Source organism: Skermanella rosea (assembly GCF_016806835.2).
Classification (GTDB): domain Bacteria; phylum Pseudomonadota; class Alphaproteobacteria; order Azospirillales; family Azospirillaceae; genus Skermanella; species Skermanella rosea.
Genome location: NZ_CP086114.1, coordinates 243,072 through 258,548 on the forward strand (window position 1 = coordinate 243,072; position 15,477 = coordinate 258,548).

General features: G+C 70.6%; 11 protein-coding genes. 9 read left to right on the forward strand and 2 right to left on the reverse strand.

What is annotated here, in order from left to right; all coding sequences use genetic code 11:
• The first annotated feature begins 202 nt into the window (after positions 1 to 202).
• The 9 genes from JL101_RS34785 to JL101_RS34825 all read left to right on the forward strand — a co-directional run bounded on the left by JL101_RS34785 (position 203) and on the right by JL101_RS34825 (position 8,864).
• Positions 203 to 1,036, forward strand: coding sequence for a BKACE family enzyme (locus JL101_RS34785; RefSeq protein WP_203104009.1), 834 nt, complete (start codon positions 203 to 205; stop codon positions 1,034 to 1,036).
• 19 nt (positions 1,037 to 1,055) lie between these two features.
• On the forward strand, positions 1,056 to 2,399 hold the full coding sequence (locus tag JL101_RS34790; RefSeq protein ID WP_203104011.1) for a 3-carboxy-cis,cis-muconate cycloisomerase: 1,344 nt from the start codon (positions 1,056 to 1,058) through the stop codon (positions 2,397 to 2,399).
• 22 nt (positions 2,400 to 2,421) lie between these two features.
• Positions 2,422 to 3,222, forward strand: coding sequence for a 3-oxoadipate enol-lactonase (pcaD, locus tag JL101_RS34795; protein ID WP_203104013.1), 801 nt, complete (start codon positions 2,422 to 2,424; stop codon positions 3,220 to 3,222).
• On the forward strand, positions 3,215 to 3,604 hold the full coding sequence (gene pcaC, locus JL101_RS34800; protein WP_203104015.1) for a 4-carboxymuconolactone decarboxylase: 390 nt from the start codon (positions 3,215 to 3,217) through the stop codon (positions 3,602 to 3,604). The genes pcaD and pcaC overlap by 8 nt, the downstream gene beginning before the upstream one ends.
• Positions 3,601 to 4,311 carry a protocatechuate 3,4-dioxygenase subunit beta gene (gene pcaH, locus JL101_RS34805; RefSeq protein WP_203104018.1) on the forward strand — a complete coding sequence of 237 codons (711 nt, stop codon included), beginning with the start codon at positions 3,601 to 3,603 and terminating at the stop codon, positions 4,309 to 4,311. The genes pcaC and pcaH overlap by 4 nt, the downstream gene beginning before the upstream one ends.
• A 3-nt stretch (positions 4,312 to 4,314) precedes the next feature.
• Positions 4,315 to 4,896, forward strand: coding sequence for a protocatechuate 3,4-dioxygenase subunit alpha (gene pcaG / locus JL101_RS34810; protein WP_203104020.1), 582 nt, complete (start codon positions 4,315 to 4,317; stop codon positions 4,894 to 4,896).
• Between the two features lie 33 nt (positions 4,897 to 4,929).
• Positions 4,930 to 5,568, forward strand: coding sequence for a TerC family protein (locus JL101_RS34815; RefSeq protein ID WP_203104022.1), 639 nt, complete (start codon positions 4,930 to 4,932; stop codon positions 5,566 to 5,568).
• Between the two features lie 157 nt (positions 5,569 to 5,725).
• A complete protein-coding gene (locus tag JL101_RS34820; protein WP_203104025.1) occupies positions 5,726 to 8,020 on the forward strand; it encodes an NADP-dependent malic enzyme in 2,295 nt (764 codons plus the stop codon).
• Positions 8,021 to 8,192: 172 nt separating this feature from the next.
• Complete coding sequence (locus tag JL101_RS34825) at positions 8,193 to 8,864, forward strand: TetR/AcrR family transcriptional regulator (RefSeq protein WP_203104027.1); 672 nt, start codon at positions 8,193 to 8,195, stop codon at positions 8,862 to 8,864.
• Here the strand turns inward: JL101_RS34825 and JL101_RS34830 are convergent.
• Both JL101_RS34830 and JL101_RS34835 read right to left on the reverse strand, forming a co-directional pair.
• The gene (locus JL101_RS34830; protein ID WP_203104028.1) at positions 8,848 to 10,587 is read right to left on the reverse strand and encodes an adenylate/guanylate cyclase domain-containing protein; all 1,740 of its coding nucleotides are present in this window, start codon (positions 10,585 to 10,587) and stop codon (positions 8,848 to 8,850) included. The genes JL101_RS34825 and JL101_RS34830 overlap by 17 nt on opposite strands.
• Before the next feature lie 21 nt (positions 10,588 to 10,608).
• Positions 10,609 to 15,471, reverse strand: coding sequence for a PKD domain-containing protein (locus tag JL101_RS34835; RefSeq protein WP_203104030.1), 4,863 nt, complete (start codon positions 15,469 to 15,471; stop codon positions 10,609 to 10,611).
• Positions 15,472 to 15,477: the final 6 nt, after the last annotated feature.

Here is a 15,477-nt window from a genome sequence, read left to right on the forward strand (position 1 = left end):
ATCCTATTACCAGGAATGTACGAACTAGAACGTTCAAAACCGGACCGCCGGCCAGCTCCAGTATTCGGGTATGCAAAGTCGGTCAAGTCCGGCGGCCGGGATGCCGACTGAACCAGCGCCCCGCGCCGCTGTTGACAAGATCGAGGCCCGGACATCGCGCGGCGCCCAAGCAAGAACAGACATCCAGGAGGGGGAAGAATCCATGTCCAGACCCGTCGTCATCGCCGTCGCCATCACCGGATCGGTGCCGCGCAAGAAGGACAATCCGGCGGTGCCGGTGACCCCGTCGGAACAGGTGGAATCGACCCACGAGGCGTTCGAGGCGGGAGCAAGCCTGGTCCATGTCCATGTGCGCAACCCGGACGAGACGCCGTCCTCCAGCCCGGAGCTGTTCGCGCAGGTCCAGGAAGGCATCCGCAAGCACTGTCCCGGCATGATCGTCCAGTTCTCGACCGGGGGGCGCGGGCGCGACCAGGCGGCGCGCGGCAGCGCCCTGTACCTGAAGCCGGACATGGCGTCGCTGTCCACCGGCTCGGTCAATTTCCCGACCATCGTCTACGAGAACGCGCCCGCGCTGGTGACCGACCTCGCCACCCGGATGAAGGAGAACGACATCCGGCCGGAGATCGAGATCTTCGACCTGTCGCATATCCACGGCGCCCGGCGGCTGATCGACGAGGGGCTGATGAGCAGCCGGCCGCATGTGCAGTTCGTCATGGGCGTCAAGAACGCGATGCCGGCCGACGAGCGCCTGCTGGACATCCTGCTGGGCGAGTTGAAGCGGGTGATCCCCGAGGCCACCTGGACGGCTGCCGGGATCGGGCGCTTCCAGAACGAGGTGATGCGCTGGGTGCTGGAGCGCGGCGCCGACGGCGTGCGCACGGGCCTGGAGGACAATATCCGCATCGCCAAGGACCGGCTGGCCCGGAGCAATGCCGAGCTGGTCCAGGTCGCCGCCGAACTTTGCGCGAACAACGGCGCCCGGCCCGCGACCGTGGAAGAGGCCAGGCGGATGCTCGACATCCGCGCCGCCTGACGGCCGGAGGAGTTTCGCGATGGACCGGCTCCTCACCCCGCTGTTCGCCTCGGCCGAAGCCGCCCGGCTGTTCGATGCCCGCGCCCGGCTCCAGGGCATGCTCGACTTCGAGGCGGCCCTCGCCCGGGCGGAGGCCGCCGCCGGTGTGATCCCCGCGGCGGCGGTCGCGAGCATCGCCGCCCAGTGCCGGGCCGACCTGTTCGACCTGGACGAGCTGGCGGAGGCCACGGCGAAGGCGGGCAACCCGGCGATACCCATGGTCAAGCGCCTGACCGCCCTGGTCGGGGCCGCCGACGCCGAGGCGGCGCGCTTCGTCCACTGGGGCGCCACCAGCCAGGACGCCATGGACACCGGCCTGGTGCTCCAGCTCCGCGCGGCCATCGGGGTGATCGAGGCCGACCTGGACCGGCTGACCGGCACCCTGGCCGACCTGGCCCTCCGGCACCGCCTGACGCCGCTGGTCGGGCGGACCTGGTTGCAGCACGCGCTGCCCGTCACCTTCGGCCTCAAGGCCGCGGGCTGGCTGGACGCGCTCCAGCGCCACCGGGACCGGCTGGAGGAGCTGCGCCCGCGCCTGCTCACGCTCCAGTTCGGCGGGGCCGCCGGCACGCTGGCGGCGCTGGGCGACCGCGGGCTGGACGTGGCCGCCGCCCTGGCGGACGACCTGGACCTGACGCTTCCGGCGACGCCCTGGCACGCCGAGCGCGACCGCATCGTCGAGTTCGCCGCTTGGCTCGGCATGCTGGCCGGCACGCTGGGCAAGATCGCGCGCGACGTCTCGCTGCTGATGCAGACCGACGTGGGCGAGGCGTTCGAGCCGGCCGGGGCGGGCAGGGGCGGCTCCTCCACCATGCCGCACAAGCGCAATCCCGTGACGGCCGCGTCGGTGATCGCCGCCGCGACCCGCGCGCCGGGCCTGGTCGCGACCCTGTTCGCGGCAATGCCGCAGGAGCACGAGCGCGGCCTGGGCAACTGGCACGCGGAATGGGTCGCCCTGCCGGACCTCGCCATGACCGTCATGGGGGCGCTCGCCCAGACGGCCGACATGCTTCCCGGCCTGGAAGTGGATGCCGGCCGCATGCGCTCCAACCTGGACGCGACCCATGGCCTGATCATGGCGGAGGGCGTCATGATGGCGCTCGGCGCGCGGATCGGCCGCCTCCAGGCCCACGAACTGGTCGAGCACGCCACCCGCAAGGCCGTCGCCGAGGGCCGGCACCTGCGCGACGTGCTGGGCGACGATCCGGCCGTGACGGAGCTGATCGACGCGGCGGGGCTGGACCGTCTGTTCGATCCCGCCGGTTATACCGGGCAGGCCGGCGCCTTCGTGGACCGGGTCACGGAACGACGCAAGCAACGATAGAAGCCAAGGAAGGGAGGAACCCATGCCCCACGTCACCACCGGGGACGGGACCCGGATCCACTATCGGTTCGACGGAGCCGAGGGGAGCCCGGTCCTGCTGCTGTCCAATTCGCTCGGCACCGTCCTGGAGATGTGGGATCCCCAGATGCCCGCCCTGGCCGAGCGGTTCCGCGTGCTGCGCTACGACAGCCGGGGCCATGGCCGCTCCGACGCGCCGGCGGGTCCCTACACCATCGAGCGGCTGGGCCGCGACGCGGTCGAGCTGCTGGACGCGCTGGACATCGACAGGGTCCTGTTCTGCGGCCTGTCCAAGGGCGGCATGGTCGGCCAGTGGCTGGGCGTCAACGCGCCGGAGAGGATCGGGCGCCTGGTGCTCGCCAACACGTCCGCCTTCATCGGCTCGCCCGAAGTCTGGAACGCCCGCATCGAGACGGTCAGGCGGGACGGCATGGCCGCGATCGTGCCCGGAGTGATCGACCGCTGGTTCACGCAGCACTTCCGGAAGGCCGATCCCGCCGCCGTGGAGCGGATCGCCGCCATGCTGCGCGATACCCCGCCGGAAGGCTACGCCGCCTGCTGCGCGGCGGTGCGCGACATGGACCAGCGCGCCGACATCGCCGGCATCGCCGTGCCGACGCTGGTGATATCCGGGACCCACGACCTGGCGACGCCGCCGGCCCAGTCGCAGCTGATCGCGGCGGCCATTCCCGGGGCGGCGCTGGTCGACCTGGACGCGGCGCACCTGTCCAACGTCGAGCAGGCCGACCTGTTCACCCGCAACCTGATCGGGTTCCTCCAGATGACGGAGACCAAGCATGGATGACCGTGAACGCTACGACCGGGGCATGGAGGTGCGCCGCGCGGTCCTGGGCGATGCCCATGTCGACCGCTCCCTGGGCCGCCGCACCCCGTTCAACGAGGAGTTCCAGGATCTCATCACCCGCTATGCCTGGGGGGAGATCTGGACCCGGCCGGGCCTGCCGCGCCACACCCGGAGCTGCATGACCCTGTCCATGATGGCGGCGCTGGGCCACTGGGAAGAGTTCGCCATGCATGTCCGCGCGGCCTTCAACAACGGCCTGACCCGCGACGACATCAAGGAAGTGCTGCTCCAGATCGGGATCTATTGCGGCGTCCCGGTCGCGAACCACGCCTTCCAGATCGCGCAGGAGGTCTTCGACACCATGGAGGGAGGGAGACCATGAAACCGAATACGGAATATACCCGGCGGGACTGGAGCAGCCACCCGCCCTACATCGTTCCGGACTACAAGTCGACGCTGCTGCGCGGTCCGACCAAACCGCTGGTTCCGCTGCCGCACGGCCTGTCGGAGCTGACCGGCCCGGTGTTCGGCCACGACAGCGTCGGCCCGCTCGACCACGACCTGACGCGGAACGGCGTCCGGAACGGCGAGCCGCTGGGCGAGCGCATCATCGTCACCGGCCGGGTGATGGACGAGGCCGGCCGCCCAGTGCCGCACAGCCTGATCGAGGTCTGGCAGGCCAACGCCGCCGGCCGCTACATCCACCGCTGGGACCAGCACGACGCCCCGCTCGACCCCAACTTCTTCGGCGGCGGCCGCACCGTCACCGACGCCGAGGGCCGCTACCGCTTCGTCACGATCAAGCCCGGAGCCTATCCCTGGGGCAACCACCACAATGCCTGGCGGCCCAACCACATCCATTTCTCGCTGTTCGGCCCCAGCTTCGTCACCCGCCTGGTCACGCAGATGTACTTTCCCGGCGACCCGCTGCTGGCGTTCGACCCGATCTACCAGGGCATCCCGGAGAAGTCGCGCGAGCGGCTGGTGTCGCGCTTCTCGCTCGACGTGACCGAGCCGATGCAGGCCCTGGGCTACGAGTTCGACATCGTGCTGCGCGGCCCGCGCGCCACCCCGACCCACGAGGACTGAGCCATGCCCGAGCAGACCCCCTCGCAGACGGTTGGACCCTATTTCGCCTACGGGCTGGTCCCGGAATCCTACGGCCGGCCCGGCATCGCCGGGGGCCGGATCGGCGACGAGCGATCGCCGGGCGAGCGCATCGTGGTGACCGGGCGCGTGATCGACGGCGCCGGCAACCCGGTGATAGACAGCCTGGTCGAGGTCTGGCAGGCCGACGCCGAAGGCCGCTACGACCATCCGGCCGACGGCCGGGGCGCCGACTTCCACGGCTTCGCCCGCGTGGGTACAGACGGGAGCGGCGCCTTCCGGATCGAGACGATCAAGCCGGGGCAGGTAGCCGGGGCGGATGCCCGGCCGCAGGCGCCGCACCTGAACGTGACGGTGTTCGCCCGCGGGCTGCCCGACCACGCCTACACGCGAATATATTTCGGCGACGAGGCCGAGGCCAACGCGGCCGACATGGTGTTAAACCTGGTAGAGCCGGCCCGGCGCGGCACCCTGGTCGCCCGGCGCGAGGACACCGCCGGCGGGCCGGTCTACCGCTTCGACATCCACCTCCAGGGCGACGCCGAGACCGTCTTCTTCGACGCCTGATCCGGCGCGCCCATCCTCCAGGGGAATCACGACTTGGAAAATATCGATCTTTGGTCACAACTCGCGGCGCTGGGGCAGGTCATCGCCATCGACCTGGTGCTGGCCGGCGACAACGCCATCGTGGTCGGCATGGCCGCCGCCGCGGTTCCGATGGAGCAGCGCCGCAAGGTCATCTTCTGGGGCATCGGCGCCGCCATCGGGCTGCGCATCTTCTTCGCGCTGATCACCACCCAACTCCTCGCGATCATCGGGCTGACGCTGGCCGGCGGCGTGCTGCTGCTGTGGGTCTGCTGGAAGATGTACCGCGAGCTCCGCTCCCACGGGAGGGACGAGGTGGCGCCCGACGAGGCGATGGATGCCAAGGCCGCGGTCGCCGCCGGGGGCGTCACCTTCGGCGCCGCGATCTGGCAGATCGTCGTCGCCGACGTGTCCATGTCGCTGGACAACGTGCTGGCGGTCGCCGGCGCCGCCAAGGACCATCCGACCATCCTGGTGATCGGGCTCCTGCTGTCCGTGGTGCTGATGGGCGCCGCCGCCAACATGATCGCCCACGTGCTGCACAAGCACCGCTGGATCGGCTGGGTCGGCCTGCTGATCATCACCTACGTCGCGCTCGACATGATCTGGCGGGGCAGCCGGGAGGTGCTCGCGCACACCGCCTGGCTGACCTGAAGTACACCCCGGAATACCAAATAGCGGCGTCTCCCTGCGGGACGCCGGGCAGGCGAACGCGGTTCACGACAGGAGCGGGGCGAAACGACCCGCTCCAAGGGAGCCCCGAACCAGGGAGCCCCGAACCAGGGAGCCCCAACTAGGGAGAACGTGACCAATGGACGAACACCTGATCCAGAGCGCCCTCGACTATCACCGCTTTCCCAATCCGGGCAAGATCTCGATCACGCCGACCAAGGACATGACCAACCAGCGCGACCTGGCGCTGGCCTATTCGCCGGGCGTGGCGTTCGCCTGCACCGCCATCGAGAAGGACCCGATGGAAGCCCGGAACCTGACCTCCCGGGGGAACCTTGTCGCGGTGATCAGCAACGGGACCGCGGTGCTGGGCCTGGGCAACATCGGCGCGCTCGCCAGCAAGCCGGTCATGGAAGGCAAGGGCTGCCTGTTCAAGAAGTTCGCCGGGATCGACGTGTTCGACATCGAGGTCGGCGAGACCGACCCCGACAAGCTGGTCGAGATCATCGCCAGCCTGGAGCCGACCTTCGGCGGCATCAACCTGGAAGACATCAAGTCGCCGGAATGCTTCACCATCGAGCGCAAGCTGCGCGAGCGCATGAAGATCCCGGTCTTCCACGACGACCAGCACGGTACCGCGATCGTGACCGCCGCCGCCATCCTCAACGGGCTGAAGGTGGTCGGGAAGAAGATCGGGGACGTCAAGCTGGTCTGCTCGGGCGCCGGCGCCGCGGCGCTCGCCTGCCTTGACCTGCTGGTCGGGCTGGGCCTGCGGCGGGAGAACGCCTTCGTCACCGACAGCAAGGGCGTGATCTACAAGGGCCGCACCCAGTCGATGGACGACAACAAGGCGCGCTACGCCCAGGCGACCGAGGCGCGCACGCTGGCCGACGTGATGCCGGGCAGCGACATCTTCCTGGGCCTGTCCATGGCCGGCGTGCTGAAGCCCGAGATGGTCCGGGGCATGGCCGACCGCCCGCTGATCCTGGCGCTCGCCAACCCCGAGCCTGAGATCCGGCCGGAACTGGCGAAGGAGGTCCGGCCCGACGCCGTGATCGCGACCGGCCGGTCCGACTATCCGAACCAGGTCAACAACGTCCTGTGCTTCCCCTTCATCTTCCGCGGCGCGCTGGACGTCGGCGCCACGACCATCAACGAGGAGATGAAGCTGGCCGCGACACAGGCGATCGCCGCCATCGCCGAGGCCGAGCCGTCCGACGTGGTGGCGTCGGCCTACGGCACGCAGGAGCCGTTCGGGCCGGACTACCTGATCCCGCGGCCGTTCGATCCCCGCCTGATCACGTCGGTGGCGCCGGCCGTCGCCGAGGCCGCGATGCGGACCGGGGTGGCGACCCGGCCGATCGCCGACATGAAGGCGTACCGCGACCAGCTCGGCGGCTTCGTCTACCGTTCCGGCACCGTGATGCAGCCGGTCTTCGCCGCCGCGGCGGAGATCACCAAGCGGGTCTGCTACGCCGAGGGCGAGGACGACCGGGTGCTGCGCGCGGCGCAGGTCGTGGTGGACGAGAAGCTGGCGCGCCCGATCCTGGTCGGCCGCTCCCAGGTCATCGTGCAGAAGGTCCGCGAACTCGGCCTTCATATCGAGCCGGGCCGCGACTACGACATCGCCGACTTCGACGACGACGGCATGATCTCGGAGGCGGCAGAGCTCTACTACCAGCTTCGGCGCCGGCACGGCCTGGCGCGCAATTACGCGGCGACCGAGATGCGCCGCAATACCACGCTGATCGGGGCGGCCCTGGTGCGGCAGGGCAAGGCCGACGGATTGATGTGCGGGACCTCCGGCCCCTACGAGGCCCACCTGAAATATGTCAGCGAGCTGATCGGGCTTCAGAAGGACTGCCGCAACTTCGCCGCCATGAACCTGCTGATGCTGCCCAGGCACACGCTGTTCATCTGCGACACCTACATCAACCCCGAGCCGACCGCGGAGGAGATCGCCGCGATGACGCTTCTCGCCGCGACGGAGGTCCGGCGGTTCGGCCTGACGCCGCGGGCGGCGTTGCTGTCCCATTCCAGCTTCGGCAGCGCCGACACCCCGTCGGCCCGGAAGATGCGCGCCGCCCTGGCCCTGATCCAGAAGATGGCTCCGGACCTGGAGGTGGACGGCGAGATGCACGCCGACGCGGCGCTCAACCGCAACATCCTGGAGCGCGTGTTCCCGGACGGGCGGCTGACCGGAGAGGCGAACCTGCTGATGATGCCCAACATCGACGCCGCCAACATCACCTTCAACGCGCTGAAGGCCGTGGCGGGGCAGGGCGTCACGGTCGGCCCGATCCTGCTGGGGGCGGCCCAGCCGGTCCATATCCTGACCCCCACCAGCACCGTCCGCCGCATCGTCAACATGACCGCGCTGACCGCCGTGGACGCCGGCATGCAACTCGGCGACCTGCCGATGGCGGCGGAGTAGCGCCGACGAGGGAAACCAGGGTCGGACCCCCATTTCCCAAGGGCGTTCTGTTTCAAAGGCCTTCCGGGGAAATGGGGGTCCGACCCCGGTTCCCCGGATCCAGCGAATCGTGTTACGTTCAGCCGCACTAACCAGTTCGTTCAGCGGCCTGGACTATCTATAGGAACTTGGAATGGATCTTCCGGAAGACGTGGCGCTCAAGGAAAAACCCCGAACCCCAACGCGCAAGAACGATCCCGAGCGCACCAAGCAGGACATCCTGGCCGTCGCCACGAAGGAATTCGCCGACCACGGGCTGGCCGGCGCCCGCGTGGACGCGATAGCGGCGCGCACGCGCACGACCAAGCGGGCGATCTATTACTATTTCGGCAGCAAGGAAGGGCTCTACGCCGCCGTCCTGGAAAAGGCCTACGGCGACATCCGGGCGATCGAGAGCGAGCTTCACCTGGAAGACCTGGAGCCGGAGCAGGCGGTCCGCCGGCTGATCGATTTCACCGTCGACTACCACGACGCCAATTCCGACTTCGTCCGGCTGGTCAGCATCGAGAACATCCACCGGGGCGAGCATATCGCCGCGTCGGAGCGGATCCGCAACCTGAACGTCCCGATCATCCAGAGCATCGCGTCGATCGTGGAGCGCGGCCGGCGGGAGGGTATCTTCAAGACCGGCATCGACCCGGTCGACCTGCACATGATGATCAGCGCCTTCTGCTTCTTCCGCGTCTCCAACCGCTACACCTTCGGCGCGATCTTCCGCCAGGACTTCTCCGAGGCCGAGACCAAGGAGAAGCACAAGCGGATGATCGCCGACGCCATCGTCAGCTGGATCAGGGCGGGCGCGTAGCCAGCCCCGCGGTGGCGCGGCGGGACACCTCGAAGACGGGGACGGGGTCCCGCTTGCCCTTGAGCGTGACCGGCGGCAGCCGGACCGTCTCGAACTCGGCGCAGTCCCGGATCGCCTGCTGGACGGTCTCGCTCAGGAGGATGTTGCCCGGCTTGGCGTGGGAGCACAGCCGGGCCGCGAGGTTCACATTGTCGCCCAGCACCGTGTAGTCCATCCGGTCCAGACTGCCCATGGCACCCATCACGACCTCCCCGGCATGGAGGCCGATGCCCACGGAAAGCTTCCAATCCGGATGCCGGGCGCTCAGGGAGGCGATCTCCTCCTGGATGTCCAGGGCGGCCCGGACGGCGTTCGCCACCATCTCGTCGCCCTGGAACACGGCGAGGAGCTGGTCGCCGACATATTTGTCCACGTCGCCGTGGTGCCGCTGCACGATCTCCGCCTGATGCTGGAAGTAGAAGTTGAGCATCTCGACCACCGTCTCGGGATCGACCCGCTCGGCGAAGGCGGTGTAGCCCCGGATGTCGGAGAACAGCATGGCGACGCGCTGGCGCTCGCCGCCCAGCTTGATCCCGCCGTCGGAATTGCGGATCGCCAGCATGGTGCCGCCGGAGACGAACTTCTGAAGGTGGAACCGTTCGTTGAGGCCGACCACCATGGCGTTGATCCGCTGGGCCAGGTCGCCGATCTCGTCCCGGGAATGCACGTCCTGCACGCGCACCTGGAAATTGCCTCGGGCGACTTCCCCGGCGACGCGGTCGATCTCGATGATCGGCCGGCTGATCCGGAAGGCGAGCAGGATCGACCCGGCGACGGCGACGGCGACGCCGGCCAGCACCCAGTGGAAAAGGCTTCCGATCATGCGGTCCACGGCGAGATAAGCGTCCTCCTGGCGTTTCTCGACCATCACGACCCAGTCGAACGGGCGGGGGAAGGCGTAGGCGCCCAGCATCGCCTGGCCGTCCGGCCGGACATAGGGTCCGGCGGCGATCGTCCTGTTGCCTGTCCTCAGCAGGTCCAGCGCCTCCGCCGCCATGGCGACGCCGCCCAGGTCGTCGCGCCGGGGGTCGAACACCCGGCGGCCCTCCCGGTCCACGACGGTGATGAAGCCGGTCTTGGCGAACGGGTGATTCTCCAGGAAGCGCCGCGTGCGGTCCAGATCGATCCGGACGGACAGGACCGCCGGCGCCCCGGCGAAGCGGGAGCGCAGCGGCAGCACGATGGTCGCCAGCCAGTCGTCGGTCGCGGCCACATGGCTGACGTCGCCCACATGGAACTCGCCGCTGTCCACGGCGGCCCGGATCGCCTGCTCCGGCAGGCGCAGCACCTTCAGGGGGTCGATGCCGGAATCGGAAAGGCGCTTGGCGAACAGGCCGTTGGTCACCACCACCGGGACCGGGGCTCCCTCCACCGTGATCTGGAGGGCCGCGAACTCGGGCAGGTCGTTGATGCCCAGGGTCAGCAGGGCGATCTTCTCCGGCACGCCGAGCCGCTGGTCGTCGAGCGCGTTGCGGATCAGCAGCAGCGGGGCCAGCCAGGTCCGTTCGGCCCGGTCGTTGATCTCCGTCACGATCTGTTCCGCCGTGGCGGCCAGATCGCCGTTGGCCGAGCTTTTCAGCTCGTCCTGGACGATCCGGACCATGCTGCGGCCCGCCACCAGCAGCGGCACGACCGCGATGGCGATCGCGAAGACCAGGAGCTTGTTGCGCAGGCTTATCTGCACCGGATGCTCCCGCCGCTCCGGTCAGCGCCGCGCCGTGGCGCCGTCGCGCTCGGCGACGGTTTCCTCGTGGCCGCGCACGGTGACGGTCAGCCCGCCCTCGGACACCCCGCAGGCCTGCCCCGAACGGTCCCGGACCGCGACGCGGACCTTGTAGACTCCGGGCCGGGCGAAGGCGTGGCGGAGCTTCTCGCCGGTGCGGGTCGTCCCGTCCCCCAGGTCCCAGACATAGTCGAGCGCCGAGCCGTCCGGATCGGCCGAGGCGGAGGCGTCGAACAGCACGTCGTCATGGGCTCCTCCCGCGAAGGCCTCCCGGTCGGTGCCGGCCTCGACGACCGGGGGGGCGTTGACATGGACCCGGGCCACGTCCTCCGCCACCGCGCAGGGCGAGCCGGAATCGTCGGTCACCGACAGGCGGACCGGGTAGAGGCCGGGCTGGGCGAAGCTGTGGCTCACCTTGGCCCCCGTGGCCTGGGTCCCGTCGCCGAAGTCCCAGCGGTACTCCACCAGCTTGCCGTCCCAGTCGATCGACCCGGAGGCGTCGAACGCGACCGGGGTTCCGGGGCAGGTGCCGCGGTCCGGCCCGGCCGAGGCTTCCGGGGGCCGGTTCACGTGCAGCGCATGGGCGGCGCTGCGTCGGCTGTTGGCGAGCCCCGCGCCGTCGTCGGCGACCAGCCGGACATGGTAGGTGCCTGGATCGGCGTAGGTGTGGGAGATGTCGGCCCCTTCGGCCCGGGAGCCGTCGCCCAGGTCCCATTCGAACCGCGCCAGGGCGCCGTCGGCATCCTTCGACCCGGCGGCGCTGAGCGCCACCGGCCGGCCGAAGCAGGCGCCGCCGGCCACGGCGATGGCGGGTTCGGGCGCCGCGTTGACGGTCACGGTGGCGATGTCGGTGACGACGCTGTTGGCCACGCCGGCGTCGTCGGTCACGGTCAGCGTGACCTTGTACGTGCCGCTCTCGGCGTAGCGGTGCCGCGCCGCCATGCCGGTGCCGGTGGTGCCGTCGCCGAAGTCCCACTCGTAGCGGGTCACCGCGCCGTCCGGGTCGGCGGAGAGGGAGCCGTCGAAGCCGACCTCCTCCCGCGTCGCGACGGACCGGTCGGGGCCGGCGTCCGCCACCGGCGGGGCGTTGGCGATGATCCGGTGCTGGACCGTCACGGCGCTGCACGACGTCGCCTCCGCCGCGGGCTGCACGGACAGGGTCGCGACATAGGGGCCGGGCTGGGCGTAGATGTGCTCGACCTCGGCTCCTTCCGCCGCCGTGCCGTCGCCGAAGTCCCAGCGATAGGCCGCGATGCCGCCCTCGGTCCCTGCCCTGAAGGCGGCGGGGGCGCCGACCGGGACGCGGGCCGGCGCGTCGATGCTCGCCACCGGGGCGGCGGCGACCTGGACCGCCAGTTCGTCGGTGTCGGTGTTGTCGCACTGGCCGCCGCGGTCGCCCTCGATGGTCAGCAGCACGCGGTAGCTTCCCGGCCGGCGGAAGACATGGACGGGGCTCTCGCCGCCGCCCGTGTTGCCGTCGCCGAAGTCCCAGGTGAAGCGGTTGACCACCCCGTCGAAGTCGCGCGACCGGGAACCGTCGAAATGCACCTCGGTGTTGGCGCAGACCATACGGTCCGGCCCGGCCTCCGCGATCGGGGATTCGTCCACGACGACCACCAGCCGGTCGGTGTGGCTGGCCCGGTCGAAGCCGGACTCGTCCCGCACCGTCAGGGTCACGGGATAGACCGCGCCGGAGCGGTAGGTCTTGGTCGGGTTGACAGTGTCGGCCCCGGTGCCGTCGCCGAAGTCCCAGCCGTAGCGCAGCAGCCCGCCGTCGGGGTCGAACGACTTGCTGCCGTCGAACAGCACCACGTCGCCGGCGCAGACCTGCCGGTTGGCACCCGCGACCGCGACCGGCGGCTGGTTGATGGTCACCGTGATCGCGGTCGAGGCCCGGGCGTTGGCGAGGCCCGTGCCGTCGTCCACCGTGAGGGTCACGGGGTAGGCGCCACCCTCGGCATAGGCATGGGTGACCCGCTCCCCGCCCGCCGGTTCGGAACCGTCGCCGAAGTCCCAGCGGAAGGTCAGGGGATCGCCGTCGGCGTCGGCGGAGGACGAGGCGTCGAAGTCGATGACCGTGGTGCCGCTGACGATGTCGGGACCGGCCGACGCGACCGGCGCCGCGTTGATCCGGATCGCCACCGTGTCCTGGGCGGTGCCGTTGAGCGCGCCGGAGGAGTCGGTCACGGTCAGCCGGGCGGTGTAGCTGCCGGGCTTGTCGAACCGCCGCGCCGTGGCGCAGGTCTCCGCCCGGGTCTCCGTGTCGCTGAAAGTCCAGCGGTACGCCGCCAGCGGGCCGTCGGCGTCGAAGGAGCTGCAGCCGTTCAGCCTGACCTCTTCGCCGGGCGCCGCCCTGCGGTCCGGGCCGGCGTCGGCGACCGGTTCGGCGTTGACGAAGACCAGCGCCTCGTCGAAATCCACCGCGTCGGACTGGCCGGTGTCGTCGCGCACCGTCAGGCGGACCCGGTAGGTTCCGGGTTCGGCGAAGCGGTGGGTCGCCTGAGGCCCGCCGGCGCCGCTGCCGTCGCCGAATTCCCACTGGTAGCCGGCGATGTCGCCGTCGGGATCGAGCGAGCCGCGGGCGGAGAACGTCACGGTCTGGCCGGGCGAGACGGTCTGGTCCGGCCCCGCGTCGGCGATCGGCGCCGCGTTCACCAGCACCCGCATCGTGTCGGAATCGCTGCTCCGCACGGTGCCGGAATCGTCGGTCACGGTCAGCCGCACCAGATAGTCGCCGACCTTGCGGTAGACATGGGTCGGCTGCGGGCCGGTCCCGGTGGACCCGTCGCCGAAGTCCCAGTCGTAGCGGGCGATGCGCCCGTCCGGATCGGTCGAGCCGCCGCCGTCGAACGAAACCAGGCTGGCCGTCACGACCTGGTCGGGACCGGCGTCGGCGATGGGGGGCGCGTTGACGGTGACGGTCAGCTCGTCCTCGCCCGTGCTGGTCGAGGTCCGGGAATCGTCGGTCACCACCAGCCCGACGCGGTAGGTGCCGGGCGTCCGGTAGGCGTAGGTCACCTGCCGGCCCGACCCCCGCGCGCCGTCGCCGAAATCCCAGGCATGGTCGATCAGGGCGCCGTCGCCGTCGGTGGAGGCCGAGGCGTCGAACGGGATCCGCTCGCCGACCGCCACCCGCCGGTCAGGTCCCGCCTGCGCCACCGGCGGGTCGTTGACCACGACGCGCAGCTCGCTGCGGGTGACGCCGTTGGCCACGCCGGAATCGTCGCGCACGGTCAGGACGGCGCGGTAGGTCCCCGGCCGCTCGAAGGCATGCTCCACCGCCTGCCCCTCGGCCGAGGCGCCGTCGCCGAAGTCCCAGGCGTGGGCGGTTATCCGCCCGTCCACGTCGTAGCTGCTGCCGCCGTCGAGCCGGAGGACCTCGCCCACGGAAATCCTCGCATCGGTCCCCGCTACGGCGACCGGCGGCGCGTTGACCCGCACCACGGCGGTGTCGGTCCCGGCGTTGCAGGGCGGGGCCGTGTCGTCCTCCACCGTCAGGGTCACGGTGTAGCGGCCGGGAGCGGCATAGGCCCGGCTCGCCCGGACCCCCTCGCCGTGCGAGCCGTCGCCGAAGTTCCACAGGCGCCGGGCGATCGGCCGGTCGCCCGCCCGGGAGTCGGAGGCGTCGAAACCCACGGCCTCCCCCGGCGCCACCAGCCGGTCGGCTCCCGCCGCCGCGGTCGGGGGCCGTTTCAGGAAGACCGGGACGGGCAGGGCGGTGCCGTTGCCGACGGTGCCGGAGCCGTCGAGCACGCGCAGCGTTCCCGAGTAGCTGCCGGGGCCGGGATAGCGGTGGGTGACGGTCCGGCCCTCGCCGGCAGAACCGTCGCCGAACTCCCAGGCGTAGCGCAGGGAATCGCCGTCCGGATCGAGGCTGGCGCCGGCATCGAACGACACCGAGTAGCAGTCGGCCAGCGTCTCCACCGCGGCCGAGGCCTGCGGCCTCTGGTTGGGACGCTTCGCCAGGGCCGGAAGGGCGATGGGGACCGGGCGGCCCTGGTCGTCGGTGACGGTGAAGGTGGCGTCGTTCGGCACCTCCTCCCCGCCGCCGAACAGGATCGCCGCCGTCTGGCCGGCTTCGCCGGGCGCCAGGGCGACGGTGGTGGAGCGCCAGTCGCCCTGGCCCGAGGCGGCCAGCGGCTGGCTCCGGAAGGCCGACGCGAAGGAGACCTCGCCGTTGGCCGCGTCGAAGTTGGCGACCGTCAGGCTGCGGGCGTCGGCGGGGACCAGGAATCGCAGTTCCGCCACCGAGCGCTTGTCGGGCATCCGGACCGTCGGGCGGTAGGCCAGGACCTCCAATCCCTGGGGTTCCAGGTTGCGGTGGTCGCGCAGGCTGACGGTGGCCGTGAACAGGTTGGCGTCGTCGCCGCCCAGCCCCTCGACCACGAGCCTGAACACGCGGCGCCCGTCCACCAGTTCGCCGTCCTCCGGGTCGAAGGCGGCCAGGGTCGTCCATTTGCCGTCGCCCTCCGGGTCCAGGGCTAAGTCGCGGGCGGCCAGCTCGGTCCCGGCGTCCGTGGATGCGCCCGCGCCGCCGAACAGCCGGAAGCGGGCCTCGGTGTCCGGCTTGCCGTAGACCAGGTCGTGCTCGCCGCCCAGGTCCGGGTCGAAGACGCGGAGATGGAGCTTTTCGCGGGTGTCCTGGGGAACGCTGAGGAGGATCACCTCCCGGTGGTCGTCGTCGCCCTCGACTGGCAGGGCCTTCGGGCCGTAGGTCACCGACAGGGGACGTTCGGGCGGCGTGCCCTGCGCCAGCGCAGCCGAACCCGCGACGGCGACCGCCAGGACGGCGCTCAGCCTGACGGCACGAGACGACAGAGATACCAAGCCGATGCCCTTTGCCATGCCCGC

Bases quoted from the DNA above. Each gene is read 5' to 3' on its own strand.
- JL101_RS34835 (WP_203104030.1), bottom strand. From the start codon at position 15,471: ATGGCAAAGGGCATCGGCTTGGTATCTCTGTCGTCTCGTGCCGTCAGG.
- pcaG (WP_203104020.1), top strand. From the start codon at position 4,315: ATGCCCGAGCAGACCCCCTCGCAGACGGTTGGACCCTATTTCGCCTAC.
- pcaD (WP_203104013.1), top strand. From the start codon at position 2,422: ATGCCCCACGTCACCACCGGGGACGGGACCCGGATCCACTATCGGTTC.
- JL101_RS34820 (WP_203104025.1), top strand. From the start codon at position 5,726: ATGGACGAACACCTGATCCAGAGCGCCCTCGACTATCACCGCTTTCCC.
- JL101_RS34825 (WP_203104027.1), top strand. From the start codon at position 8,193: ATGGATCTTCCGGAAGACGTGGCGCTCAAGGAAAAACCCCGAACCCCA.
- JL101_RS34790 (WP_203104011.1), top strand. From the start codon at position 1,056: ATGGACCGGCTCCTCACCCCGCTGTTCGCCTCGGCCGAAGCCGCCCGG.
- pcaH (WP_203104018.1), top strand. From the start codon at position 3,601: ATGAAACCGAATACGGAATATACCCGGCGGGACTGGAGCAGCCACCCG.
- JL101_RS34785 (WP_203104009.1), top strand. From the start codon at position 203: ATGTCCAGACCCGTCGTCATCGCCGTCGCCATCACCGGATCGGTGCCG.
- pcaC (WP_203104015.1), top strand. From the start codon at position 3,215: ATGGATGACCGTGAACGCTACGACCGGGGCATGGAGGTGCGCCGCGCG.